Source organism: Streptomyces sp. NPDC039609, assembly GCF_055596705.1.
In genome coordinates this window covers 1,003,766-1,029,150 of record NZ_JBVIUJ010000001.1, presented here as the reverse complement: position 1 = coordinate 1,029,150, position 25,385 = coordinate 1,003,766, and the positions used below count along the sequence as shown (strand labels likewise).

General features: G+C 71.1%; 18 protein-coding genes and 1 pseudogene. 9 read left to right on the top strand and 10 right to left on the bottom strand.

The window, feature by feature from the left end; all coding sequences use genetic code 11:
• Positions 1-24: 24 nt before the first annotated feature.
• Genes ACZ561_RS04570 through ACZ561_RS04560 form a run of 3 tightly spaced genes read right to left on the bottom strand, consistent with a single transcriptional unit; the run spans position 25 to position 3,614 of the window.
• The gene (locus tag ACZ561_RS04570; protein WP_470989618.1) at positions 25-2,343 is read right to left on the bottom strand and encodes an ABC transporter permease; all 2,319 of its coding nucleotides are present in this window, start codon (positions 2,341-2,343) and stop codon (positions 25-27) included.
• Between the two features lie 3 nt (positions 2,344-2,346).
• The gene (locus ACZ561_RS04565; RefSeq protein ID WP_470989615.1) at positions 2,347-3,102 is read right to left on the bottom strand and encodes an ABC transporter ATP-binding protein; all 756 of its coding nucleotides are present in this window, start codon (positions 3,100-3,102) and stop codon (positions 2,347-2,349) included.
• Positions 3,099-3,614, bottom strand: a complete 516-nt coding sequence (locus ACZ561_RS04560) for a PadR family transcriptional regulator (protein ID WP_470989613.1) — start codon at positions 3,612-3,614, stop codon at positions 3,099-3,101. The genes ACZ561_RS04565 and ACZ561_RS04560 overlap by 4 nt, the downstream gene beginning before the upstream one ends.
• Before the next feature lie 123 nt (positions 3,615-3,737).
• Between ACZ561_RS04560 and ACZ561_RS04555 the strand changes: the two genes are divergently transcribed.
• The 7 genes from ACZ561_RS04555 (at position 3,738) to ACZ561_RS04525 (ending at position 12,529) form a co-directional block, all read left to right on the top strand.
• Positions 3,738-5,012, top strand: a complete 1,275-nt coding sequence (locus ACZ561_RS04555; protein WP_470989610.1) for an ABC transporter substrate-binding protein — start codon at positions 3,738-3,740, stop codon at positions 5,010-5,012.
• Between the two features lie 234 nt (positions 5,013-5,246).
• On the top strand, positions 5,247-6,902 hold the full coding sequence (locus ACZ561_RS04550; protein WP_470989607.1) for a glycoside hydrolase family 13 protein: 1,656 nt from the start codon (positions 5,247-5,249) through the stop codon (positions 6,900-6,902).
• Positions 6,899-8,221, top strand: coding sequence for an ABC transporter substrate-binding protein (locus tag ACZ561_RS04545; RefSeq protein WP_470989604.1), 1,323 nt, complete (start codon positions 6,899-6,901; stop codon positions 8,219-8,221). Before ACZ561_RS04550 ends, ACZ561_RS04545 begins: the two co-directional genes overlap by 4 nt.
• 10 nt (positions 8,222-8,231) lie before the next feature.
• Positions 8,232-9,596 carry an ABC transporter permease subunit gene (locus ACZ561_RS04540; RefSeq protein WP_470989601.1) on the top strand — a complete coding sequence of 455 codons (1,365 nt, stop codon included), beginning with the start codon at positions 8,232-8,234 and terminating at the stop codon, positions 9,594-9,596.
• Entirely contained in the window at positions 9,593-10,456 is an 864-nt protein-coding gene (locus tag ACZ561_RS04535; protein WP_470989599.1) for a carbohydrate ABC transporter permease, read from the top strand. The genes ACZ561_RS04540 and ACZ561_RS04535 overlap by 4 nt, the downstream gene beginning before the upstream one ends.
• 118 nt (positions 10,457-10,574) lie before the next feature.
• Entirely contained in the window at positions 10,575-11,366 is a 792-nt protein-coding gene (locus ACZ561_RS04530) for a DUF4253 domain-containing protein (RefSeq protein WP_470989597.1), read from the top strand.
• Positions 11,367-11,551: 185 nt separating this feature from the next.
• Complete coding sequence (locus ACZ561_RS04525; protein ID WP_470989595.1) at positions 11,552-12,529, top strand: hypothetical protein; 978 nt, start codon at positions 11,552-11,554, stop codon at positions 12,527-12,529.
• Positions 12,530-12,653: 124 nt separating this feature from the next.
• Here ACZ561_RS04525 and ACZ561_RS04520 read toward each other — a convergent pair whose 3' ends face one another.
• From ACZ561_RS04520 to ACZ561_RS04495, 6 genes are all read right to left on the bottom strand, one after another.
• Entirely contained in the window at positions 12,654-16,493 is a 3,840-nt protein-coding gene (locus tag ACZ561_RS04520) for a S8 family peptidase (RefSeq protein ID WP_470989593.1), read from the bottom strand.
• A 213-nt stretch (positions 16,494-16,706) separates the two neighbouring features.
• Positions 16,707-17,714: a TrmB family transcriptional regulator gene (locus ACZ561_RS04515; RefSeq protein WP_470989590.1), complete on the bottom strand. Its 1,008-nt coding sequence runs from the start codon at positions 17,712-17,714 to the stop codon at positions 16,707-16,709.
• A 96-nt stretch (positions 17,715-17,810) separates the two neighbouring features.
• Positions 17,811-18,446, bottom strand: coding sequence for an SRPBCC family protein (locus ACZ561_RS04510; protein WP_470989587.1), 636 nt, complete (start codon positions 18,444-18,446; stop codon positions 17,811-17,813).
• Positions 18,447-18,518: 72 nt separating this feature from the next.
• Positions 18,519-20,906: a xanthine dehydrogenase family protein molybdopterin-binding subunit gene (locus ACZ561_RS04505; protein WP_470989584.1), complete on the bottom strand. Its 2,388-nt coding sequence runs from the start codon at positions 20,904-20,906 to the stop codon at positions 18,519-18,521.
• Between the two features lie 5 nt (positions 20,907-20,911).
• Positions 20,912-21,448, bottom strand: a complete 537-nt coding sequence (locus tag ACZ561_RS04500; protein WP_470989581.1) for a (2Fe-2S)-binding protein — start codon at positions 21,446-21,448, stop codon at positions 20,912-20,914.
• Positions 21,448-22,317: an FAD binding domain-containing protein gene (locus tag ACZ561_RS04495; RefSeq protein ID WP_470989579.1), complete on the bottom strand. Its 870-nt coding sequence runs from the start codon at positions 22,315-22,317 to the stop codon at positions 21,448-21,450. Before ACZ561_RS04495 ends, ACZ561_RS04500 begins: the two co-directional genes overlap by 1 nt.
• Positions 22,318-22,457: 140 nt before the next feature.
• On the opposite strand from ACZ561_RS04495, the gene ACZ561_RS04490 reads away from it, so the two are divergent.
• On the top strand, positions 22,458-23,552 hold the full coding sequence (locus ACZ561_RS04490) for an XdhC family protein (protein ID WP_470989576.1): 1,095 nt from the start codon (positions 22,458-22,460) through the stop codon (positions 23,550-23,552).
• Positions 23,553-23,599: 47 nt separating this feature from the next.
• Positions 23,600-24,871, top strand: coding sequence for a TetR/AcrR family transcriptional regulator (locus ACZ561_RS04485; RefSeq protein WP_470989573.1), 1,272 nt, complete (start codon positions 23,600-23,602; stop codon positions 24,869-24,871).
• A gap of 211 nt (positions 24,872-25,082) precedes the next feature.
• Here ACZ561_RS04485 and ACZ561_RS04480 read toward each other — a convergent pair.
• Positions 25,083-25,301, bottom strand: a pseudogene (locus tag ACZ561_RS04480) (M20 family peptidase); the annotation flags it as partial.
• Between the last annotated feature and the right edge of the window lie 84 nt (positions 25,302-25,385).

Here is a 25,385-nt window from a genome sequence, read left to right as displayed (position 1 = left end):
CCGGCCACAGCACCCTGCAGGACGTCAGCTGACCGCGCTCAGGGTGTCCGCGAGGCGGCGGCGGGCCGCGCGGGACGCGGGGAGGGCCGTCAGGGCGATCGCGCCGAGGACGGCGGTGGCGCTCATGGCCACGAGGTATGCGGCGGGCGGGGCTTGGGCGATGCCGGAGCCGATGCCCGTGGTGTGTGCCTCGTGGTCGATCAGCCAGTGAGCGAGGGGAACACCGAGGGCCGTCGCGGCGAGGTTGGCGGCGAGCGCTGTGCAGCCGATGGCCGTCACGGTGACGGCGGTGATCTGGCGCGGGGAGAGGCCGATGGCCTTCAGAGCCAGCAGGTCGCGTTCACCGTCGCGGATGCTGCCGCCGATCGCCGTGGACAGTTCGGTCAGGCCGATCAGGGCGAGGACGGTGATCAGGCCGACGACGACGCCGCGCAGGGCGGAGAGCCGGTCGGCGGGGGTGGTGACCTCGTGGATGTCGAGGTGGCCCCGGGAGGCCTCGGCGAGTTCGGCGCGGACGGCGCGCGGGTCCGCGCCGGGCTCGAGACGGAGCTGGTAGAGGGTGGGGCTCAGGGCGGGGTCGTTCTCGCGCAGGGTGTCGAGCGAGGTGGAGATGACCCGGCCGCCGTTCTCCGGTTCGATGCTGCGGCCGACGAGGTGCAGTACCTGCGGGTGGCCGCCGACCGTGACACGGACCCAGTCCCCGACGCGTACGTTCAGCAGGTCGAGCAGGCCCTGGCCGGCGACGGCCTCGTCGGGGCCTCGAGTGGGGCGGCCCTCGGCGATCGTGTACGGGTAGGGCTCGTCGCGGGTGCCGAGACCGCGCAGCGCGATGGTGCCGGTCTGGCCGGGGACCAGTGCGGCGACCTCCAGGCCGGGGTGGGCGGCGGTGATCTTGTCGTTGGCCGCCAGCAGCGCGGCGGCCTCGCGGTCGGTCAGCGTCGCGTCGGGGCGGGCGGTGAGCGCGGCGGCGTGGCCGAACTGTTCGGGGCGGCTGTCGAAACGTTCGATGGTGGTCCAGGCGCTGAGCGCGACGGTGATCAGCAGAAGCGGCAGGGCGAGGCGGACGATGGTGGCCGGGGCACGCCGTCCTCGGCCGAAGGCCCGGTGCCAGCCGAGGACCAGGGTGGGCGACATGCGCAGTCCGAGCGCGCCTCGGGCGGCGCGGGACAGTCCTCCCGCGGACGTGGTCCGGGCAGCCCCCCGGCGGCCCGATGCCGCGGCGGCGGGAACGACGGGTACGGGCTCCACGCGTCCGGCCCGCCACGCCGCGAGGCAGGTGGCCGCCCCGATGAACAGCACCGCCGCGACGGGCACCGCGAGCAGCGCCGCCGAGTGGCCCTCGAGCCCCTGCCAGACACCGACGGCGTCGCCGAGCCGGCCGGGCAGGCGGTTGCCGAGCGTCCGGACGGCCGCCGTGGCGAGGGTCGCCCCGAGCACGGCGAAGGCGAGGTGCTGGACGAGGAAGACGCGTACGACCTGGCCGGGTGTGAAGCCGATGGCCTTGAGGACGGAGATGTCCCGCAGATGGCCGCGCACCCGGGTACTGATGGCGCCGAACACCGCGAGGGCGGCGGCGATCAGCGCACCGAGTCCGAAGAGCCCGAGGACCTGACCGAGCAGCTTGGTGTCGCCTTGCGCCTCGGCGCGGGCCTGCTGCCAGGTGGAGACGTCGGTGACGGCGCCGGCGCCGAGCGTGGTGACGGCGCGCTGGACGGCGTAGTCGGTGTCGCCCGGGTCGGTGAGGCGCAGTCCGACGACCTGGCCGCCGCCGCGTCCGTCCGGCACCGCGCGCGGCAGGGCCCAGACGGTGCCGGGCCGCTCACCGGGGCGGTAGCGCGGCTCCGCGCTGTCGGCGACGCCGAGGACGGTCAGGGTACGGCCGTTCGGCAGGGTCAGCCGGTCGCCGGGTTCGGCCCACAGGGCACGGGCGAGGCCGGATTCCAGGACGATTCCGTCGGGGACGGCGGCGTCGAGCCAGCGTCCCGACGTCAGCACGGGTCGCCCGGTGGCCGGGGGCTCCGTGCCGGTGGCGCGCAGCTCCACGCCGGCGCGGGCGCCCCGGGAGGTCACGGTGTCCGACGCGGTGCGGGAGGGGCCGGCGAGCTGTTCGACGCCGTCCAGGGAGGTGAGGGAGCCGGTGTCGGCGGCGGGACCGGTGTGGATCCACACGTGAGCGCCGCGGGATTGGGTGAAGACCCGCTGCCAGGGGTTGGTGGCGTAGCCGAAGAGCGCAGTGGCCAGCAGCAGGGAGGCGACGATCCCTGCGGTGGCGGCGACCATGAACAGGGCCTCGCCCCGGTGGGTGCGCAGATCGGCGTGCGCCCAGCGCAGCATGGCCCGCACGGGTCAGTCCTTCAGTTCCAGTACGCCGGCGAGGCCGGTGCCGCGCGGCGGCGTGCCGCCCAGTTCGACGTCGTCGGCTATCCGGCCGTCGAAGAAGCTGATCACCCGGTCCGCGGCGCTGGCGAGCCGTGCGTCGTGGGTGACGAGCACGATGGTCTGGCCGCGTTGGTGGAAGGCGGCGAGCTGCCGCATCACCTCGCGGGTGCCCTTGCTGTCGAGGCTGCCGGCCGGTTCGTCAGCGAGGAGCAGCCGCGGCTGGTTGACCAGGGCGCGGGCGAGGGCGACGCGCTGCTGTTCGCCGCCGGACAGCTCGCCCGGCATGCTGCGGGCCTTGCTCTCGAGGCCCAGCTCGGCGAGGAGCTTCTCGCGTTCGGCGCGGGCCTGTTTGGCGGAGGTGCCCGCCAGCAGGGCGGGCAGTTCGACGTTGTCGGCGACGGTGAGGTTGGAGACGAGGTTGAAGAACTGGAAGACGATGCCGATGCGACGGCGTCGCTCCACCGCCCAGCGGGCCTCGGACCAGCCGTCGGTGCTCTCGCCGTCGAGCAGGAGCGAGCCGCTGTCGGGACGCTGGAGGCCGCCGAGCAGGTGCAGCAGGGTGGACTTGCCGGCGCCTGAGGGGCCGGTGACGGCGACGAATTCGCCGCGCCGCACGGTCAGGTCGACGCCGCGCACGGCGTGGGCGGGCGCGCCCTCACTGTGGTGGGTCTTGACGATGCGGTCCGCGTGCAGCAGCGGCACCGGTACGGCGGAGTCCGTCATTGCAGCTCCTCCAGTTCCTCCTGGCAGCGCTCCAGCCAGTCGAGGTCGGCCTGGAGGTGCAGCATGGCGCCTTCGATCAGCAGGTGGGCTATGCGGTTGTCCCGGTCTTCGGCGGCTGCCAGCTTGGACAGGTTGCGCATGGTGGTGAGGTACTCGCGTCGCTGCTTGTTGATGAGGGCGATCCGGTCGGCGAGACCGGTGCGCGGGGCGAGAGCGAGTTTCATGAAGAACTCGTCCCGGACCCTCGGTTCGTCCGCCGTCTCGTCGAACCAGGCGCGCAGTGCTTCCTGCCCGGCGTCGGTGAGGCGGTAGATCTTCTTGTTGGGGCGGCTCTCCTGGGCGATCTCCTCGCCCTCGATCAGTCCGGATTTCTCCAGCCGGCCGAGCGTCACGTAGATCTGGCCGACGTTGGTGGGAGGGTACGCGGCGCCCAGCAGTTGCTCAAGGTCCTGCTTGAGCTCGTAGCCGTGGGCGGGGCCCCTGGCCAGGAGGGCGAGGAGGGGATGACGCACCCGTACTGTCCTCCCTTGGCGTGCTCCTGTTGTGATGAGGGCTCTAGTATCGCCCATGCCTAACGGGTATACATGCCCTGTTGCTGGACGAAGGTGTACGGCGCGGCGCTCTGGGAGGAACCTATGCGGTGGATACGGGCCGCGGGTAGGGGATTCCTGGTTCTCGCTGTCGTACTGACGGGTTACATGGCCTCCGGCGCCCCGTCGGGCAGCGCGGAGCGCGAGGGCGGACGCGGCCCCATGACTCTGGCCACGGCCGGTGATCTCACCGGCTATCTCGGCTCCGTCCTGGAGGGCTGGAACCGCGCGCATCCGGCCGAGAGGGTCACTCTGGTCGAGCTGCCGGATTCGGCCGACGAGACCCGGGCTCAGATGATCACGGATCTGAGGTCGGGCGAGGGCAGGTTCGATCTGCTCAACATCGATGTGGCGTGGACGTCGGAGTTCGCCGCGGCGGGGTGGATCGCGCCGCTGGAGCGGGGCCGGTTCCCGCTGGAGAGCTTCCTGCCGCCGGTGGTGGACACCGCGACGTACGACGGGCGGCTGTACGCGGTCCCGTATGTGACGAACGCCGGGATGCTCTTCTACCGCAAGGACGTGCTCGACCGCGTGGGGCAGCGCCCGCCGCGTACGTGGGCGGAGCTGGAGCGGCAGGCCCGCACCGTCGCGCCGAAACACGGCCTGAGTGGGTACGCGGGCCAGTTCCTGCCCTACGAGGGGCTGACGGTCAACGCCGCCGAGGCGGTGTACTCGGCGGGTGGGACGGTCCTCGGCGACGAGGGTGAGCGGGTCACGGTCGACTCGGCGGCCGCTCGCGAAGGGCTGGGGTTCCTCGCCCGGGGTGTGCGGGACGGCTGGATACCGAAGGAAGCCCTCACGTACAAGGAGGAGGAGTCCCGCCAGGCGTTCCAGGACGGCCGGCTGCTCTTCCTGCGCAACTGGCCGTACGCGTACGCCGGCGCCTCCGGCGCGCAGTCGAGAGTCGCGGGAAAGTTCGGCGCTGTGCCGTTGCCGGGCCCCAGGGGGCCGGGCGCGAGTGTGCTGGGCGGCTCCAATCTGGCTGTGAGCAGCCATGCCCGGCACCCCGAGTCGGCGCGCGACCTGATCGCGTACCTCACGAGCGAGCGGGTGCAGCGCCGCGTCCTGAGTGAGGGCTCCCTGCCGCCGGTGCGTGCCGCGCTGTACGAGGATCCGGCGCTGGTGACGCGCTTCCCGTATCTGCCCGCGCTGCGGGCGAGTGTGCTCGCGGCCGCGCCGCGCCCCAAGAGCCCGCACTACGAGCAGGTGAGCCTGGCCGTGCAGGCCGTGGCGCATGACGCGATGGCGCAGCACCAGACGCCCGAGGCCGCGGTGCGCCGGCTCGCGGACGAACTCGCGGCCATCGCCCGACGTCGCTGACTCCTCGGTCATCACTCTTTTCACTTCCAGGGCACCTACTTACCTGTTAGGTATCAGCATGTGGACTGCCACGCCCTGAGCATCTGAACGAACTAGGGCATATACCCCCAACAAGCGCCGTTCTTCGGCAGCTTCGTTGACACCCCCTCGTCACGCCTACTTAACATGTATGCATAACCGCTACCCGCTCTGGGTGGCGCGCACCCTTCACGCAGAAACACAGGTCAACGGGTGATGCACACAGCCCCAAGCCACCGTCATTGGTGGCGCGACGCGGTGATCTACCAGGTGTACGTCCGCAGCTTCCTGGACAGCACCGGCGACGGGATCGGCGACCTCGCCGGTGTCCGCGCCGGCCTGCCGTACCTGAAGAAGCTCGGGGTCGACGGCATCTGGCTGAGCCCCTTCTACCCGTCGCCGCAGCACGACCACGGGTACGACGTCGCCGACTACTGCGACGTGGACCCCGTCTTCGGTGACCTCGCCGAGTTCGGCCTGCTGGTCGCCGACGCCCACCGACTGGGCATCAAGGTGCTGCTGGACATCGTCCCCAACCACTGCTCCAGCGAGCACGCCTGGTTCCGCGAGGCACTGGCGGCCGGCCCCGGCGGCGAGGCCCGCGCCCGCTTCCACTTCGCCGAGGGCCGCGGCCCCGACGGCGACATGCCGCCCAACAACTGGCATGCCATGTTCGGCGGCCCGGCCTGGAGCCGAGTCACCGAGCCGGACGGCACCCCCGGCCAGTGGTACCTGCACATGTTCACCCCCGAGCAGCCGGACCTGAACTGGCGCAATCCAGAAGTCGGCGCACATTTCGACCACGCCCTGCGCTTCTGGCTGGACCGGGGCGTCGACGGATTCCGCATCGACGTCGCGGCCGGACTGTTCAAACACCCCGACCTGCCGGACTCGCCCGACCCGGAGGCCGACGCCCGCACCCGCGACTCGGTCAACCCGCTCGCGTGGAACCAGCCCGAGGTCCACGACGTGTGGCGCCACTGGCGGTCGGTGTGCGAGGAGTACACGGCCCGGGACGGGCGCGAGCGGCTGCTGGTCGGCGAGGTGTCGGTGCCGACCGCCCGCGAGCACGCCCTGTACGTCCGCCCCGACGAACTGCACCAGGCCTTCTTCTTCGACCTGCTGGGCGCTCCCTGGGACTCCGACACCTTCCGCAAGGTGATCGACGAGGCGATGCGCGACATCGCGGGCACCGGCTCCACCGTCACCTGGGTGCTCAACAACCACGACCAGGTGCGCACGGTGACCCGGTACGGCGAGTCCGGCACCGAAGGCAGCGGCCTCGGCGCCGCCCGGGCGCGCGCCGCCGCCTTGCTGATGCTGGCCCTGCCCGGCGCCGCGTACATCTACCAGGGCGAGGAACTGGGCTTGCCGGAGGTCGTGGACCTGCCGGACGAGGTGCTCACCGACCCGATATTCCGGCGCACCGGCAACCGGGCCCGGATCCGCGACGGCTGCCGCGTGCCGCTGCCGTGGTCGGGCCACGCCTCCCCGTTCGGCTTCAGCACCGGGGCGGAGAGCGCCAAGCCGTGGCTGCCGCAGCCCGGCTGGTTCGCCGAGCACGCCACCGACCGGGCGCTGGCCGACACCCGCTCGTCGTGGCACCTGTACCGCGAGGGCCTGCAGTTGCGGCACGGTCTGCCGCAGCTGGGCGAGGGGACCTTGCGCTGGCTGGACGCGCCACCCGGCGTGCTGGCCTTCCTGCGCGGCGACGGACTCGTCTGCGCCGTCAATTTCGGCACCGCTCCGGTGCCCGCCCCGGTCTCCGGCGCCCCGCTGCTGGCCAGCGGACCGTGCCCGACCGGCGCACTGCCCGGATCCACCGCCGCCTGGTGGATCAGTGACGACACCACCCTGGAGGGACTGCGATGACCATGCGACGGATGACGATGGCCTGCTGCTCCGCACTCACCCTGGCGCTCGGCGCCACCGCGTGCGGCGGTGGCCCGGTGAGCGCCGGCGGCGGGAGCAAGGAGCTGTCCGGCCAGACCCTCAATGTGGCCGGTGTCTGGTCGGGCGCCGAGCAGAAGAACTTCCAGAAGGTGTTGGACGCCTTCACCGAGAAGACGGGTGCCAAGACCCAGTTCGTGTCCACCGGTGACAATGTCTCCACCGTCGTCGGCAGCAAGATCGAGGGCGGCAACGCCCCCGACGTCGTGATGGTCCCGCAGGTCGGCGTGCTCCAGCAGTTCGCCCGGCAGCAGTGGCTCAAGCCGCTGTCCGAGACCACGAAGAAGTCCGTCGACGCCAACTACGCGCCTGTGTGGAAGAACTACGGCTCCGTCGACGGCACCCTGTACGGCCTGTACTTCAAGGCCGCCCACAAGTCGACCGTCTGGTACAGCCCGGAGGCGTTCGAGCAGGCCGGGGTGAAGCCGCCGACGTCGTACGAGGACATGCTCAAGAGCGGGCAGGCGGTGTCCGACTCGGGCCTGCCGGCCTTCGCGGTCGCCGGTGAGGACGGCTGGACGCTCACCGACTGGTTCGAGAACATCTACCTCTCCCAGGCAGGCCCCGAGAAGTACGACCGGCTCGCCAAGCACGAATTGGCGTGGACGGACCCGACCGTGGTGAAGGCGCTGACCACCCTCGGCGCACTCTTCTCCGACAGCAAGCTGATCGCGGGCGGCCAGAAGGGCGCACTGGGCACCGACTTCCCGGGCTCCGTCGAGAAGGTCTTCGGCCCGAAGCCCGAAGCCGCGATGGTGTACGAGGGCGACTTCGTCGCCGGTGTCGCCAAGGACCAGTTCGGCAGGAAGATCGGCGAGGATGCCACCTTCTTCCCCTTCCCGGCGGTCGCGGGTGGCAAGGCACCGGTGGTCAGCGGCGGTGACGCAGCCGTCGTCCTGAAGGACGGCAAGAACCAGGCGGCTGCGACGGCGTTCCTGGAGTACCTCGCGACGCCCGAGGCCGCGGCCGTGTGGGCCGAGGCGGGCGGCTTCCTGTCGCCGAACAAGAAGCTCGACCTCGCCTCCTACGGCGACGACACGCTGCGCGAGACGGCCAAGTCGCTGATAGACGCCGGGGATTCGGTGCGCTTCGACATGTCGGACCAGGCTCCGGCGGCGTTCGGCGGCACCAAGGGCGCGGGCGAGTGGAAGATCCTCCAGGACTTCCTGCGCGACCCGTCGAACCCGGCCGCCACCGCCGCGGCGCTGGAAGGCGCGGCGGCCAAGGCGTACAAGAGCTGAGGCGGCCGTCATGACCACAGTCACCGCTCCCCCATCGCCCCGGGTCGGCGCCGCGAAGGGCGGCCCGCGGGACAACGGCCCGCGGGACCGGGCCCGTCGGCGCCGGCGGATCATCGCCGTGGCGTTCGTGCTGCCGACACTGCTGCTGCTCGGCGCGCTGGTCGTCTACCCGGTGCTGTTCTCCGTGGGCCGCAGCTTCTTCGACGCCGGCGGCACACGGTTCGTCGGCGGGGACAACTATGCGGAGATCTTCCGCGACCCGGCCACCCTGACCGCCATCCGCAACAGCGCCATCTGGGTCGTCGTCGCGCCGACGCTGCTGACCGGGCTGGGACTGATCCTCGCGGTGCTGGTGGAGAAGGTCCGCTGGGCGACCGCGTTCAAGTTGCTGCTGTTCATGCCCATGGCCGTGTCCTTCCTGGCGGCGGGCATCATCTTCCGCCTCGCGTACGAGGAGGACCCGGACAAGGGTGTTCTGAACGCGGCCGCGGTCGGCGTGCACGATGTGTTCCAGGACGCCTCGTCGTACCCGACGGCCCGGGCCCGCGACGGCCAAGGACTGGACAAGCGGCCGGACGGCTCGTACGGGACGGCCGACACCGTCTCACCGGGACAGAGCGTCGCCCTCGGCCTCGTCGGCGTGGCGCCCAGGGACATGCCCGCCGACGCGAGGCCCGCCGCATCCGGCAAGGCCGGCCCGAAGGATGTGACCGGCGCCGTGTATCTGGACTTCACGCCAGGTGGCGGTGGGCGGCCCGGCGCGATCGACGCCACGGAACGGGGACTGCCCGGCCTGACCGTGGAGGCGGTGCGCGACGGGAAGACGGTCGCCACCGCGACCACGGCAGCCGACGGGTCGTTCCGCTTCACCGGCCTCGCGGCGGGCACCTATACGGTCCGACTGCCCGCGGAGAACTTCGCGCCGCCCTATGAGGGTGTGTCCTGGCTCGGCCCCGCCCTGGTCACGCCGGCCATCATCGGCGCGTACCTGTGGATCTGGACGGGCTTCGCGATGGTCCTCATCGGCGCCGGACTGTCCTCCTTGCCGCGCGACGCGCTGGAGGCGGCGCGGATGGACGGGGCGAACGAGTGGCAGGTCTTCCGCCGGATCACCGTGCCGCTGCTCGCGCCCGTGCTGACCGTCGTCTTCGTGACGCTGGTGATCAATGTGATGAAGGTCTTCGACCTGATCTACATCATCGCTCCGGGGCCCGTTCAGGAGGACGCCACCGTGCTGGCCACCCAGATGTGGCTGGTGTCCTTCGGCGGCGGCAACGACCAGGGGCTCGGCAGCGCGCTCGGTGTGCTGCTCCTGCTGCTGGTGATCCCCGCCATGGTGTTCAACGTCCGCCGCTTCCGCAGGAGTCAGTCATGAGTGCCACCGCGACGATGCCGGGCGGCCGGCTGCGCCGCTGGCTGGGCAACGGCCTGGTCCAGGCGTTCCTGGCCGTGGTCGGCCTGATCTGGGTGACCCCGGTCGCCGGACTGCTGCTGTCCTCGCTGCGCTCGGCGAACGACAACGCGTCGAGCGGCTGGTGGACGGCGCTGGCCGGCCCAAGTCAGCTGTCTCTGGACAACTACACCGCCCTGCTGGGCAATGCGGGTATCACCCGCGCCTTCTGGAACACGGTGCTGATCTCGGTGCCGACGACCGTCCTGGTCGTCGTGGTCGCGGCGCTCGCCGGATACGCCTTCGCCTGGCTGGAGTTCCCCGGCCGTGACTGGATCTTCCTGGGTGTGGTGGCGCTGCTCGTGGTGCCGGTGCAGGTGGGTCTGCTGCCGGTGGCGAAGCTGTTCGGGCAGCTGGGACTGTTCGGCACGATCCCGGGCGTGGTGCTCTTCCACGTCGCCTACGGGCTGCCGTTCGCCGTGTTCCTGCTGCGCAACTACTTCGCCGACATCCCGCGCGAGATGCTGGAGGCGGCGCGTATGGACGGGGGCGGCGAGTGGCGGATCTTCACGCAGCTGGTGCTGCCGGTGGGCCGCCCGGCGATCGCCAGCCTGGCGATCTTCCAGTTCCTCTGGGTCTGGAACGACATGCTGGTGGCACTGCTCTTCGCCGACAGCTCGTCGCAGCCGCTGACGGTGGAACTGCAGTCGCAGGTGCGGCAGTTCGGCAGCAACATCGACGTCCTGGCGCCGGGCGCCTTCCTCTCCCTGATCGTGCCGGTGGTGGTCTTCTTCGCCTTCCAGCGCCACTTCGTGCAGGGGGTGATGGCGGGTTCGGTGAAGTGACTGATGGGCGGGGCCTCGCGCACCGGCGGGGCCCTGCTGCCATCGGACTCTCGGGGGCGCCCCGGCGATGGTCCCTGCGGCAACCGCATTGTCAGCGGCTGCTCCTAGAGTCACCGGCATGGCGACTCTTCCCAACCCACTGCCCCGGCTGGCCACCGACCCGAGCGGCCGCTCCCTCGGGCTTCAGCTTCCTCCCGGGCGTCTGATCGACGCGACCGACGAGGGTCCGTGGCACGAGCCTCTGTTGTGGCGCGCGGACAAGGCGGCCGCGCCAGGCACCTGGTCGGCACTGGGCGCCCCGGGCGCGCGCAAGGGACTGCTCCCCGTGCTCGTGGATCTCGGTGGACCCCAGGGCGGGCCCGAGAGCTGGGACTTGATGCCGGGCGAGGCGTCCTACCCGGGGGATCACGACCCAGGCGACGTACTCGCCGAGCACTGGGAGGCGTACGCGGCGGAGAACGAGGACTGGCCCGGCATCGGCGAGAGCATCCCTGCCGCCACCGCCACCCCGGACGCGCGGGCGGTCGAGGCCGCCGACGCGCTGTCCGCCGAGTGCCCCTCCTGGTTCAAGGACCCGCATCTCGCGCTCGTGCCCGCCCGTCGCAGCGCCGACATCCCGGCGGCCGTCGGCTGGACGGGCCCGATGAACCACGAGAACGACACCGCACGCCTGTGCGCGGTCCTCCGCTCCTGGGAGGACCGCTTCGGCATACGCGTCATCGGCCTCGGCTTCGACATCCTGGTCGTCTCCGTGGCCGCCCCTCCCGCCACCCTCGCGGAGGCCGAGGAGGTGGCGGCGGAGCACTTCGCCTTCTGCCCGGACAACGTCCTGCAGAGCGAGCCCGGCACATGGGAGGCGTACGCCAAGAACCTCATCCGCGAGCACACCTGGACGTTCTGGTGGGACTGACGCTCAGCCCGTGGCTTCCGTGGCCGTTCTCCACCACGGTGGCCGAGAGCGCGTCGGCCGTCTGCGCCGACGGCGCTGAACGCCCGAGTCCGGCAGCAGCCGACCAGAGGGTGTCCGGCGGATCGTGCCGGAGGGCCGAAGAAAATCCATGTCTGCTCCGGCGCGCGCGGACGTAGCCTCGGAGCGTGCTCCAACTCGTCCTAGCCGCATCCGTGTTCACGGTAGCCACCGCCGTGTACGGAGCCATCGGCCTCCGGTGGTGGCGCCGGGCCCGGATCCGGCGCGAGATCCTCGGGGTGGTCGCCACCGTGGACCTCGAGCCGTACCACGTCGCCGTGATGAAGAACCGGGAGACCGAGGCGGCCGCCGCCGAACTGCTGCTCGGCGGGTACCTCGACATCGACGTGGAAGGGGTGGCGCTCCTGACCGAGGCGGGCCGCGACCCCCGCCGGACGCCCGTCCATCCGCTGCCCACCGCCCTGCTGGAGGCGGTGCGCCGGCACGATCCCGAGCCGGTGTCGATCGGTTGGATCGACTGGTGCGACGAGGAGTACCGGGCGCGGCGCAGCGCGTACCTCGGCGAGCAGGACGCCCTGCTGCCCGAGATCCCGCGAATGCCGGACGGTGAGGGGCGGCAGCTGCTCGCCTGTTGCTCCTGCATGGTCATCACCATGGTGGTCGGTTTCTGGCTCGTGGCGTTCGTGCTGCTGGTGATGGTGCGCCCGCACGGCGTCCTGGCGTGGGCCGCCGCGGCAGTGGCCGGCGCGGGCCTGGCGGCACTCTTGTACGCCGACGACGCCAACAAGGCGGTCCACGCCCGCACTGCATGCGAGGACCCTCTGGGAGACCGATACCGCGCGGATTCCCATCCCTCCCTCGTGGCGCTGGACGAGCAGCAGCGGATCCACGTCCACACGAGCATCCGCGAGCGCAGCAGGTGGCGGGGCACCGACCAGGAACTCGACGACGACGGTCACGAGGACGACGACTGGTGGGACGACGACTGGTGGGCGGACGCGTACCACTACCGGTCCACCGACCACGACGAGGAGCCGGAAGACCGACTCGAGGGCACCACCCGATGCACGCCCGCCGGGACCTGTCCGTCCGATCAGGCGACCGCCTCGTGCCCCGGTCGTTGCCGCGGGCACGAAGCGGGGTGATCCCGCGGAGGCAGGACGCCCTGCGTGGCCCGACATCGCCGGATGCCGGACCCGCCCGCCTCCCCCGCCGGATGTCACCACCCGGCGGGGGACGCACTTCGCGTGAGCGTGGCTCAGTGCCGCCTCACTTGAGGGCGTACGCCCGGGTGATGGTCTGGACGGTGCGACTGCCTGCCGCGTCCCAGACCTCGGTCTTGAGCGTCACGTACCCGTTGGTGTCGGCGAGCTTGGGGTGCCAGAGCAGGGCCTGGAAGGAGTTGCTGTCCTTGCGCAGCATCGTGGCGGACTTCCAGGTGGTCCCGTCGTCGTACGACACCGACACCTTGGCGCCGGCCATCGCGGTGGAGCCGGTCCAGCCCTTGGCCCTGGCGCCGTCCACGGTGAAGGTGAACGGCAGGCCGGCCCTCGCCTGGTTGAGCTCGTTCAGCGGCAGGTCGTAGTCGAGGAGGACCACGGGCATGGGCTCGCAGACCTTGGGCGTGGGGATGAACGCCGTGTCGCAGTCCTTGACGGCCATGGTGGTCGGTGCCGCCTGGCTGAAGTTCCACTCGGTGCGCATCTGGCGGCCCAGGGTGACGCCCGGGACGTCGGTGGCGAGCTTCTGGTCGAGCACGTACCGGTAGTCCGCCTTCTCCGGCACCAGTTGGCCGAATCCGGTGATCGGCTGCCCGTTGAGGTAGAAGCTCCAGGTGTTGGTCAGGCCCCGCAGGGTGTGGGTGGGCTCGTTGTCGGCACCGCTGCCGCCGGGCAGCTTCTGCCAGACGTCGGCGCGGCAGAACACACACGGCCCGAATTCGTACGGGGACAGGCGCGTCGGACCGGCGAACCAGCTGCGGGTGTAGGACTTGCCCGGTGTTCCGAAGGTGCTCCGCAGATCGGCCATCGTCCAGGTGGAGGTGTGGAAGTTGGCCCCCACCGACGGCATGTAGGAGACGCCGGTGCCCGCCAGGAAGTAGTCGTCGCGGGTGGTGCCCTGGTAGAGGGGCTGACCGTCGCTGATCGCGGTCCACTGCTTCGGACCCCAGGCCGGCAGGTGCTCGGCGCCGAGGCGTCGCGCTCCGTCGGAGTGGTACGTGTTCCTGACCTTGGCGAAAGCCCCCACGTCGACGGTCTTGGCGAGGTCGTCGGGGACCCGGTCGTCGGTGAAGTGCGGCGCGTAGGTGTAGCCCGACTCCAGGACGCCCTTCAGGGCGATCCGCACCTGGCCCTTGGCCAGCAAGGCCTTGAGACGTGCGGCATCGTCGTACATGGCGTGGGCGACCGGGACGGTCTGGCCCGCGGGAACGCCGCTGCCGCTCGGACCCGGCTCCGCGGGCGTCACGATCACGGCGACGGCCCCGGCCGCCGCGGCCCTGACGGCCTGGTCGCCGGCCTTGGTGACGTCGGCCACGGAGACCAGGACGGCCTTCCCCTTGACGTCGGCGCCGGCGAAGTCCTGCTCGGTGCCCGCGCCGAGGTCGACCAGCTCGGTGCGCCTGGTGCCCTCGAACCGCTTCGCGAGTACCGAGGTCTTCAGCGGGATGTCGAGGTGGCCGGGGCTGGTGACCTCCAACTGCATCAGCGGCTCGCGCCGGTGGAGGAAGGTCTCCACCCGCAGTGCACCAGAGGTGGCGCCCGCACTGGGAATGGCGCCGAACCTGGTGTCGGACCTGTTGCCGGTCCCGCTGATCGAGGTGAAGTTGGAGTGGCTGTTGATCGCGCCGTCGTCGCGGACGATCTGCATGGCCACCTGGCCCGTCTCCAGGGGCCGCTTCTCACCGTCGATCTTCACTCCGAGGTCGGTGGCGGTGGTGCCGTCGACGGTGAAGCTCTGGTCCCGGTCGGTCACTTCGATGTTCGGCACGGTGAACAGATCTGCCGCGTGGAAGACCGCGCCGCCGGTGGGAGCCACCGAGTAGACCGAGCCCTCGACGGAGTAGTGCCCGAGTGGCACTGACAGGGTGACCGTGCCGGTGGCGTACAGCGTCCGGCTCTCCCAGACGGTGTTGTCCAGCCCGTGCAGGGTGAACTTGAACGTGCTGGGGGTCTTGCCGAACCGGTCGGTGACGTTCAGTGTGACGTCGTGCTGTTCGACGGCGGTGACGAAGCCGAGCGCGGCATGCACCGACTCACCGCTCGCGGCGGTGGCGGTGACGGAGCCGCTGTACCGCCCGGTCTTCAGGCCGTTGGGGTCGAGGGTGACGTTGACTTCGGCGGTGGAGCCGGCCGGGACGGTGAGCCGTCCGTCGGACAGGCCCGCTCCTGAAAGTGACAGCGAGCCTGCGGGGACCTCGGTGCCGCTCGCGTCCTCGGCCGACGCGAGCAGGGTCACGACGGTGTCGGTCGTGGCGTTGTTGCGGAGCGTGAGGGTGCGGGTCCGCTTCTCGTACGTGTCCTTCTGCCACGGGATCATGCGGAAGTCGGCCGTACCGGACAGCTCCAGCGACGGGTCGAGCGCGGCGGGGATGTCGACCCGGCCGTAGCCCTGCTGATGGACGGTCTGCCCGGCGGCCGACTTGGCGTGCGCGGTCAGGGCCTCCTTGATCCGCTGCCCGGTCCACTCGGGGTGGCGCTGCTTGAGGATCGCGGCGGCCCCGGACACGTGCGGGGTGGCCATCGAGGTGCCGTTGGCCGAGGTGTAGTCGGCGTCCACGGGGGTGCCCATGGAGGTGCCGGCCGCGCGAGCGGCGACGATGGCCACACCTGGCGCGGTGATCTCGGGCTTCATCGCCATGTCGCCGAGCCGCGGGCCGCGGCCGGAGAACGGGGCGAGCGCGTCGGACTTGTCGACGGCGCCCACGGTGAGGGCCGAGTCTGCGGCGCCGGGGGTGCCGAGGGTGCTGTCGCCGGGTCCGCGGTTGCCCGCGGCGATGACGAACAGGGTGTCCGAGGAGGCGCTGAGCGAGTCGACCGCCATGGTCAGCGGGTCCTCACCGGGAGCGTCGTCGCCGCCGAGGCTCATGCTGACGATGTCGGCGCCCTCGGCGACGGCCCACTCCATTCCGGCCAGGATGCTGGAGGTCGGGCCCTGGCCGGTGTTACTGAGCACCTTGCCGATCAGCAGGTCGGCGCCCGGGGCGACGCCCTTGTGCTTGCCGCCGGAGTTGGCGCCACTGCCCGCGACGGTGGCCGCGACATGGGTGCCATGGCCATGGCCGTCCTGGACGCCCTGACCGCTGATGAAGCTCTGGCTGCCGACGATCTCCGACGCGATGTCGGCGTTGTTCAGGTCGGCACCGGTGTCCAGGACAGCGACCTTCACGCCCTTGCCGTCGTACCCCTTGGCCCAGGCCTCCGGGGCACCGATCTGCGGCACGCTCCGGTCCAGCGCGACCTCGGCCTTGCCGTCGTACCAGAGCTTGGTCACCCCGGCCGTGCCGGGCGCCGCCGCGCCGCGGGTCTTGCCGGCCTTCGGATTGACGGACTGCCAGAAGTCCTTCGCGTACTGCTTGTGGACGTGCACCGAGGACAGCCCGAGGCGGGGCATGACGCGCTTGCTCTCGCTGCCCGGCAGGTCCTCGGACTTCGTTCTCAGCGCCGCGGCGTCCGGCTTGCCCTGGAAGTCGACGATGGCCGGGAGTTCGGCGGACTCGGTGTCGGCGTATCCGTCCCGTATCAGCCGGCTGACATTGAACAACTCGCGGTCGACCGTGCCCGAGGCGAGCGCCGTTGCCGTGTCGTCCGGGTAGACGTAGACATCGCCGTTCCGACCGCTGGTGGACTCGAAGATCCTGGACGTCCCCTCCGCCGACAGGACCTGCACCGCCTGACGGCCGCCGGGCTCGGTGGTCAGCGAGACGGTGTCGCCGGTGATCAGGGTGACGGCCGATGTGGTCGCCCCCTTCCGCAGCTCCGGCCGATCGCTCAGGTCCTGGAGTGTCGCTGCGGTCGCCGTCGGGAGCTGGCTCGTCAGTGACAGGGCGACTGTCACCGCGATCCCGCTGACGAGGGCTCTGCGCCGTCGTCTGAGGCGGGCTGTCTGCATCAGGTGTCCTTTCGCGGGCTCAACATGTGCGCGCGTCAGGGCAATTGATGCCTGATGGTTCCCGACCGAACGTCCGGCCGACGACGCGCCAACCGGAACCTAGCTGTCCGGTCGGGGCGTCATCCAGAGCCTGAGTGGCGCATACATGCCAACTGGCGCATCGTGGCCAGGCGATGGCACGACGGTCACCCGGCGAAGGGACGAAGTGCCCCCTCAAGCGGAGCTGTCCATGTGCATCCCGTTCACGTCGGACAGCGTGATCCAGCCCCGCTCGGACGCCTGCCAGCCCAGTTGCATGCGGCTCGAGGCGCCGGCCAGGTCCATGAGGCCGCGGATGCGGCGGTTGACCGTCCGCTTGCCGATGTCCAGTTGCCGGGCGATCGCGTCGTCGGTCAGGCCGGACAGCAGCAGGATCAGGAGCTGGATCTCCGCACCCGAGAGTTCGTTTCTGCCGCGTGTGCCGGAGAGCCGCGGTTCCAGAGGGAGTGCCGACGCCCATGCGAGTTCGAAGAGTGCGATCAGGGCATCGAGCAGGGACCCTTGGTGAATCTGCACGACGGCACCCGGCGATTTCCCGCCGTCCGTCTGCAGTGCCACGAGGGCGGCGGATCTGTCGACGATGACGAGTTTGACGGGCACCTTGCCGAGCACACGTGCCTGCTCACCGGCATCCGCATACAGACGCATCTCCCCCTGTGCACCGTCCTCATCGATCGCGGCGCGGTCGTACACCGTGCGGTAGTGAATGCCCGCGGTCAGCTGTTCGAGCTCGGCCGCGTTGACGTCCTCGTCCACCAGATACGGCGCCGTGTCGAAACGCAGCACCTCCTGGCGCGCATGGCGCTGGATCTGTTCGTACCGCTGCGCCAGCGTCTCTTTCGGCACGATCTCGGCGATCTCCTCCAGAGAGGCGGTTCCGGGCGCGGTGCGGTACTCCTTGGTGAGCTGTCTCAGTACACCCCTGACGGACTGAAGTTCGTTCATCCGCAACAGCAGCAGCGTCTCCCCGGCGATGTCCGGCGGGGCGGGTATCAGTTGCGCGGGCCGGTCGTCGGTGATGGTGACGAGGCCCTTGTCCGCGAGCCCGCTCAGGGCCTCGTCGAGATGTTCGCCGCTCAGCCCGAGCAGCCGCCCCACGCGGTCGACCTGGCTTCGGCCACGCCCCACCAGCAGTTGGTACACCTGAGACTCGGCCGTGCTCAGGCCCAGCGCCTCCAGCATGCATATCCTTTCTTCGCCGATTCCTTGCGCGCCTCCTCTGCGGACGGCTGCCCCGGGAACCGTAGTCCGTTCCCGGGGTGACCGCGCCGTAGGGCTTCACCCGCGGGAACGCCGCCTCAGCGCCTGAATCACCACGACCGCGAACAGCACGGCCGCCGCGGGTGCCGCAGCCTTCCTGAGCAGCACAGGCAGCGCCGCCGCACCGAGGTCGACGGCCTCCGGCTCGGGAACGAGCCGGCCCTGGAGATTCTCCCCCGTGTCCGTCGTGGACACCTCGGACGCGGCAGGTCCGGCGTCCCGCAGCAACTCTTCGAGCCGGGCGGCGAACTGCTGAACGATGCGGTCGCCCACCTCGGTCATGATGCCCCGGCCGAACTGTGCAGGCCGGCCGGTGATGTCGAGGTCCGTGCGCACGCGCACCAGGGTGCCGGCCGGGTCGAGGGTCAGCGTCGCGGTGACCGTGGCCGACGCGGTGCCCGCGCCGCGGGTCTCACTCCCGCTGAGGTCCAGGAGCATCGAGCGGGCGGCGTCGTCGCGGGTGACGGTGCCCTCCCCGCGGTAACTCATCTGCACCGCACCGACCTTGACCTTGACGCGGCCGGTGAAGGAGTCGCCTTCGAGGGTGTCCAGCACGGCGCCGGGCATACAGAGCGCGACCCGGCCGAGGTCCTGGAAGAGCTTCCAGGCGTCGTCGAGGTCGGCCGGGACGGTGAAGGAGTGGTCGAGCTGCATGGTTGTCCAATCAGGGGGGCGGCCGGCCGAGGACGGCCGTGGATGCGGAGCCGGTTCGGGTGCGGGGCGGACTCAGGTGTCGGCTGTCGTGCGGATCAGCGCGCGCACCCGGCTCGGCGAGAGGGGGCCGCGGCGTACGACGACGTCGAAGGGGCGCAGCGCGTCCTCGACGGCGCCGGCGAGCACCGCCTGCGGGGCGATCGCACCACCTTCGCCGAGTCCCTTGACGCCGAGATCGTTCATGGGGCTCGGGGTGAAGATCTCGTCCACGTCGAGGTCGGGGATCTCCGAGGACGTGGGCACCAGATAGTCCATGTAAGTGCCGGTGCGGGGCTGACCGTCGGGGCCGTAGACCATCTCCTCGTACAGCGCTCCGCCGATCCCCTGCGCGATGCCGCCGGTGACCTGTCCTTCCGCGATCATCGGGTTGACGATGTTGCCCGCGTCGTGGACGACGACGTAGTGCAGGATCTCGATCTCGCCCGTGTGTTCGTCCACCTCGACGACGGCCGCATGCGCTCCGCTCGCGACCGCGAAACCCGGTGGGCGGAAGTGCACGGTCTCGCTGATCTCGGTTCCGTACCGGCCGTCGGTGGGTTCGGGGGTACCGGGCAGCGGTGCCTTCCCGGCCAGTTCCGCCAGGCTGATGGACGGGCCGCCCGGTTCCTTGGCCCGCACGATGCCGTCGCTCAGGTCGAGGGAGCCCGCCGCGACACCGAGGCGGCGGGCTGCCGCTTCGACGATCTTCTCGCGGACGAGCCGGCCGGCCCGGTGGGTGGCGTTCCCGGCGTTGACCAAGGCACGGCTGGCGATGGTGCCCACGCCGAACGGGGTGGCTTCGGTGTCGCCGCCGACCACGTCGATGACATCGAGCGGCACTCCGATGGCGTCGGCGGCGATCTGCGCCAGGGAGGTGCGGTGTCCCTGCCCCTGGGAGGGGGCGCCGATGGCGAGCCGCACCCGGCCGCTGGGGGCGACGTCGATGCGCGCGGTCTCGAACGGTCCGAGGCCGGTGGCCTCTATGTACATGGCGAATCCGATGCCGATGTGCTTGCCGTCGCGGGCGCCTGCGCGTTGTCGGGCACGTACCTGCTCGACGTCGGCCTTCGCGACGGCGCGGCGCAGGAGTTCGGGGAAGTCCCCCGAGTCGTAGGACTGCGGTCTGCCCGAGCGGTCCACCAGGCCGGTCTCGTACGGCATCTCGTCGGGCCGCACGAGATTGCGCGCCCTCAGATCCTCGGGCTCGATGCCCAGTTCCACGGCCAGCCGGTCCATGGCCCGTTCCATGGCAAAGACCGTCTCCGGACGTCCGGCTCCCCGGTACGGCGTGGCGAAGGTGGTGTTGGTGAGCACGCCGACGACGTCGACGTGCACGTTCGGGACGCGGTAGGGGCCCAGGAGGTGGCACAGCGAGTTGTACGGCACGACCAGGCCGGTCATGTTGAACGCGCCGAAGTTGACGGTGATCCGATCGCGTACGGCCAGGAGGCGACCGTCGGCGTCCGCGGCGAGTTCGATGTGGTGGATCTGTTCGCGGGCGTGCGAGGAGGCGGTGAGGTTCTCGTTGCGGTCCTCGCGCCACAGCACGGGACGGCCGAGGCGGCGTGCGGCGTGCGGGATGAGAAGTTCCTCGACGTAGAGGATGCCCTTCTGGCCGAAGCCTCCTCCGACGTCGGCCGCGATGACGTGGACCGTGGCGGATTCCAGGCCGAGGGTGTGGGCGACGGCGTCCCGCAGCCGGTGCGGGGTCTGGGTGCCCGACCAGACGGTCAGCCGGCCGCTGTACGGATCGACCTGGGCCGAGATCGCGCGGGTCTCGATCGGCGAGGCGACGTACCGGTGGGCCTCGAACCGCTCGCTCACCACGGCGTGCGCGCCGGCGAACGCCGCTTCCGGGTCACCGACACGAGTGGCGACGGCGACCGCGGTGTTGTCCGGCAGGTCCTCGTGAAGCCGGGTCGCGTCCTCGTCCAGGGCGTGGTCGGGGTCGACGAGCACCGGCAGTGGGGCGTACCGCACCTCGACGAGTTCCAGGGCGTCCTCGGCGAGGTAGCGGTTCTCCGCGAGGACGACGGCGACGGGCTGGCCGACGTAGAGGACCTTGTCGCGGGCGAGCAAGGGCATGGGGGTCATCCGGACCAGCGGGTCCAGGAGTTCGGCGAGGCCCGGCGGGGTGCGCAGTTCTTCCTTGTTCAGCATCGCGGGCAGGTCCGCCACGTCGTCGCCGGTCCACACGGCGACGACTCCGGGTGCGGCCAGGGCCGCGGTCGCATCGACGGACTCGATACGGGCGTGGGCGTGCGGGCTGCGCAGGAAGGCGGCCTCGACAGCGCCGGGGAGGGCGATGTCGTCGACATAGCGGCCGTTGCCGCGCAGCAGCCGGTCGTCCTCGACGCGGGGGACGGAACGGCCGATCCAGCTGTTGTCGCCGGACCGGGACCGGTCGGAATCGTGGGACATGCGGGTCACTCCCCGAATCGCTCGTCGAGTGCCTGGCACACGGCACGGCGGATGTTGCGGTAGCCGGTGCACCGGCACAGGTGCCCGCTGAGCGCGTCGGCGACCCGTTCCTCGTCGGGGCGCTCGTGCTGCTCGGCCAGGGCGGTCGCCGTCATGACGAATCCGGGCGTGCAGAAACCACACTGCATGCCGTGGCACTCGTGGAAGGCTCGCTGCACGGGGGTGAGCGGGGCGTCGGCGGGGGCGAGTCCCTCGACGGTGCGGAGCGCGGCACCGGCGCACTGCACAGCCAGCGTCAGGCAGGTGCGCACGGGCTCGTCGTCGACGAGAACGGTGCAGGCCCCGCAGACTCCGTGCTCGCAGCCGACATGGGTGCCGGTGAGGCCGAGCCGGTCGCGCAGGAAGTCGCTGAGCAGCAGCCGCGACTCGACCTGGGCGGTGACCGGTCGTCCGTTGACGGTGAGGCTGATCTCGTGCCAGGCGGAGGGCTCGGCGAGCGGCGGTGTGCTCGCGTCGAGCGGGGTGGGGACCGAGGGGGTCATCAGCAGCGCTCCCAGGCGGTGGTGCAGGCGCGGACGAGGAGGTGAGCGGCGGCCTCGCGCCGGTACTCGGCGGTGGCGTGGACATCGTTGGAGGGGGTGAGGCCGGAGAGTGCGGCGTCGGCCGCTGCGGCGAGAGCCTGCTCGCCGACGTCGCTCCCCACGAGTGCGTCCTCCGCTGCGGGCAGACGTACGGGGACGGGGCCCGCGCCGCAGAAGACCACGCGGGCGGAGCGGCAGGTGCCGGTGGAGGTGTCACGTTCCAGGACGGCGGCCACGCCGACGGTGGCGAAGTCGCCATGCCTGCGGGTGAGTTCTTCGAAGGCCCAGCCGTGGCGCGCAGGGAGCGGCGGGAACACGACCTCGGTGAGGAGCTCGTCCGCTTCGACGGCCGTGGAGAAGGTGGCGACGAAGAAGTCCTCGGCGGTGACCGTACGGGTGCCCCGCGGACCGGTGATCACGAAGCGGGCGTCCAGGGCCAGCGCCGCGGTGGGCAGCTCCGCGGCCGGGTCATGGTGGGCGAGGCTCCCACAAACGGTGCCGCGATTGCGGATCTGAGGGTGTCCGATGTGACCGATCGCGGCGGCGAGCAGCGGCCATCCGTCCCGTACCGCATTGTCCGCGGCGGCGTGGGCCTGCCGTACGGCGGCTCCGATGCGGAGGTTGCCCGTCCCGTCCACGTGAAGACGGCCGAGCTCGGGGATCCGGGTGATGTCCACGAGCAGCTCGGGCCTGGCGAGACGCATGTTCAGCATGGGGATCAGGGACTGACCGCCGGCCACGACCTTGGCGTCCCGCTCCTCGTCGGCGAGGAGGGCGACCGCCTCGCCGACGGTGCTGGGGGCGGTGTAGTCGAAGGGTGTGGGTTTCAACCTGCTGCCACCGGACCTCTCGTGTCGTCGTCGCGCCGCGGTATTCGACACGGACCGATCATCTAGTACCTGAAATGATTTACATTAAAGTTTCTTCTTGGCAAGAGGCTGCTCGAGATTTCACGGTCCGCGGAGGCGACATGCGACACGTCATCGACCAGGCAGCCGCCTGGCAACTCTCCGGAACGCGCTTCGCCATGGCGACCGTCGTGCGGACCTGGGGCTCGTCCCCGCACGCCCCGGGTGCGTCGATGCTCGTGTCCGAGGAAGGCCGCATCGTCGGCAGTGTCTCCGGCGGCTGTGTCGAAGCCGCCGTCTACGCGATCGCGGAGGAGGTGCTCGCGGGAGCCGCTCCGGTGCTCGAGCGCTGGGGAGTCGGCGACGAGGACGCCTTTGCGGTGGGTCTGACCTGCGGCGGAACGATCGAGGTACTGATCCGCGAGGTGGGTGCGGATGTACCGCTCGGCCGGCTCGCCGCCGACGTCGCGGCCGGCGTACCGGTGGCTCTGGTCACCCCCGTCGACAGCGGCGGCGGCCTGGTCGTCGGCGGAGGGACGACAGCCGGTTCGCTGGGCGACCCACGGGCGGACCGGGCGGCGACCCTGGCCGCGGAGGGCATGCTCGGGCGCGGCGCCAGCGGACTCGTGACCAGCGGAAACAGCGTAGGTGACGACGTCGCCTGCGCGCCGGAACGTGAGCTGCTCGTGCAGTCCTTCGCCTCTCGGCCACGACTGCTGATCTTCGGCGCAGCCGAGTTCGCCCGGCCCCTGGCGGACATGGGGGCCGCGCTCGGGCACCGGGTGACGGTCTGCGACGCCAGGCCCGCGTTCGTGACGGTCGAGCGCTTCCCGAGCGCCGACGATGTCGTCGCCGATCGGCCCGATCGCTGGTTCCGCGCCCATGAGGACCTGGTCGATGCCGCCACCGCGGTGTGCGTGCTGACCCATGACGCACGGTTCGACGTGCCGGTCCTCGCCCTGGCCCTGCGCAGCAGGGCGGGATACGTCGGAGCCATGGGCAGCCGCAGGACGCACGAGGACCGGCTGGAGCGACTGCGCGTGGCGGGCACGACCGAAGCCGAACTCGCACGGCTTCGCTCGCCGATCGGGCTGGATCTCGGCGGCCGGGGCTCCGAGGAGACCGCCCTGTCGATCATGGCGGAGATCGTCGCGGTGCGGCGCGGCGGCACCGCGCGGCCACTCACTCTGCGGACAGGTCCGATACACGAAGTGTGATCAATTTTGAACGACTGTTCTTATGAACACTCGTTTAAACTGGACCTGTGGATCCAAGGAACGAGAGCAGTCGACGATCGGCCGCGACTCCCCCGCCGGAAACCGCCCGGGGAGCAGGGCAGCCGTCGCAGCGCCGACCCGGCTCCCATGACCCGAAGGGCAATCGCCGAGCGGTCCTCGACGCGGCCCGGCGGCTGTTCGGCGCGCACGGCTACAAGGGTGTGGGCGTCCGCGCCATCGCGGCCGAGGCGGGAGTGACGCCCGGCCTGGTGATGGCGTACTTCGGTACCAAGGACGGTCTGTTCCGTGAGGCGGTGGGCGGCGGGTCGGGCGTCACCGACGACGTGCTGTCGGCCGCGGCCGACAGCGTCGGCGAGCTGCCGGCCGCTCTGGCCCGCGCCTACCTCGATCGGTGGGACCGTCTGCCGACCGACGACCCCTGGCCCGCGCTGATCCGCTCGGCCGTCAGCCACCCGCCGAGCGCCGAGTTGCTGCGCACGATCCTGGACAAGCAGGTCGGCGAACCTCTCGCGCACCTCCTCGGCGACTCGGCCGACGCCGAGGTGCGCGCCGCTGTCATTCGGAGCGTCCTGTTCGGCGTGATCATGGAGCGCTACCTCTTCGCCCATGAACCGGCGGCCTCCGTCCCCACCGAGGAGCTCGCTCCGGCGTTGACGGACGTACTCACCACCGCTTTCGGCGACGCTCCCGGCCTCGTTCCCCCGCCTGCGCCGGGTGGCTCGGCCGTCGGCGAGCACGAGTCCGTACACCCCGACAACGGCCGCTCCGCCATGGGCGCCGTGAACACCCTGCCGCCTTCGGAGCCCGTACATCCCGAGCTTCTCCGCCCGGAGCCCGCGGCCCTGGCGGCGGAAGACTCCCCCTCAGCCGTGTTCGCACGGCTCGACGAGTGCGCCGCTGCTCATCAGGGGCTGATCGGCAGAACCGTCCGCGAGTACGGCATCAGCCTGCCCGCCTACGACGTGCTCGCCGCCCTCCGCGAGGCGGGAGAGCCCTATCGCCGGACGACAGGTGAGGTGGCGGCGGCCGGCAGGGTCCGCGCGGGCGGTCTCACCCAGCACGCGGACCGCCTGGAGGCCGCGGGTCTGATCCGGCGGGAGCGCGACGCGGACGACCGCCGGATCATCCGGCTGTGTCTCACCCCGGAGGGGCTCGAACTGACCGAGCGGATCTTCGCCGTACGGTCGGCCCAGGAGCAGCAACTGCTCGCCGCGCTGGGCGCGACAGACCGGCGCCGGCTCTCCGGACTGCTCAGCTCTCTGAAACAAACGCTGGGGGCAGGTGTCCCGGAGCAGTGACGGCATCAGGCGATGGCGGTTGTCGGTCATCCGTGCCCGATCCGCGCAGCGCTCGTGGAGAGCCCCGGCGCGCGGGGCCCCGCCGCGGCAGGGCTGCACGCACGGGCGAGATGTCGCCTGCTCCGGGCGGGGCGCCGGGGCCCGGACAGGTCCTGGAACGCGATCCATTCGGTGGCGGTGGTGACCTCGTCGAGGATGTCGGGCGGTGGGTCGACGCCGAGGCCCGGCCCTTGTCCGGCTCGAGCCCCCAGTGGGCGGCGCGGCCGTGGACGGTGATGTCGTACAGCGACATACCCTTGCGGCTCGTCTTGAGCGCTCCCCCGGGAGCCGACGGCTCCAGCACGAAGGTCGCCGCACACCGACGGGCCCGGTCCTCGCTGAGCGGGCGGGAGGTGCCCGAGCCGACTTCCTCGTCGCCCGTGACCAGCACGCTCGGGAAGACCTGGACGTCGCTCCACCTGCGCAAGTCCGCTGCCGGGCCCTGGACCGCTCAGACGAAGACCCCCGCAATGGG

Excerpts from the sequence above, each read along its gene's own strand:
- ACZ561_RS04515 (WP_470989590.1), bottom strand. The coding sequence starts at position 17,714 with ATGCTGGAGGCGCTGGGCCTGAGCACGGCCGAGTCTCAGGTGTACCAA.
- ACZ561_RS04540 (WP_470989601.1), top strand. The coding sequence starts at position 8,232 with ATGACCACAGTCACCGCTCCCCCATCGCCCCGGGTCGGCGCCGCGAAG.
- ACZ561_RS04490 (WP_470989576.1), top strand. The coding sequence starts at position 22,458 with ATGCGACACGTCATCGACCAGGCAGCCGCCTGGCAACTCTCCGGAACG.
- ACZ561_RS04555 (WP_470989610.1), top strand. The coding sequence starts at position 3,738 with ATGCGGTGGATACGGGCCGCGGGTAGGGGATTCCTGGTTCTCGCTGTC.
- ACZ561_RS04510 (WP_470989587.1), bottom strand. The coding sequence starts at position 18,446 with ATGCAGCTCGACCACTCCTTCACCGTCCCGGCCGACCTCGACGACGCC.
- ACZ561_RS04545 (WP_470989604.1), top strand. The coding sequence starts at position 6,899 with ATGACCATGCGACGGATGACGATGGCCTGCTGCTCCGCACTCACCCTG.
- ACZ561_RS04520 (WP_470989593.1), bottom strand. The coding sequence starts at position 16,493 with ATGCAGACAGCCCGCCTCAGACGACGGCGCAGAGCCCTCGTCAGCGGG.
- ACZ561_RS04505 (WP_470989584.1), bottom strand. The coding sequence starts at position 20,906 with ATGTCCCACGATTCCGACCGGTCCCGGTCCGGCGACAACAGCTGGATC.
- ACZ561_RS04535 (WP_470989599.1), top strand. The coding sequence starts at position 9,593 with ATGAGTGCCACCGCGACGATGCCGGGCGGCCGGCTGCGCCGCTGGCTG.
- ACZ561_RS04565 (WP_470989615.1), bottom strand. The coding sequence starts at position 3,102 with ATGACGGACTCCGCCGTACCGGTGCCGCTGCTGCACGCGGACCGCATC.
- ACZ561_RS04500 (WP_470989581.1), bottom strand. The coding sequence starts at position 21,448 with ATGACCCCCTCGGTCCCCACCCCGCTCGACGCGAGCACACCGCCGCTC.
- ACZ561_RS04550 (WP_470989607.1), top strand. The coding sequence starts at position 5,247 with ATGCACACAGCCCCAAGCCACCGTCATTGGTGGCGCGACGCGGTGATC.
- ACZ561_RS04530 (WP_470989597.1), top strand. The coding sequence starts at position 10,575 with ATGGCGACTCTTCCCAACCCACTGCCCCGGCTGGCCACCGACCCGAGC.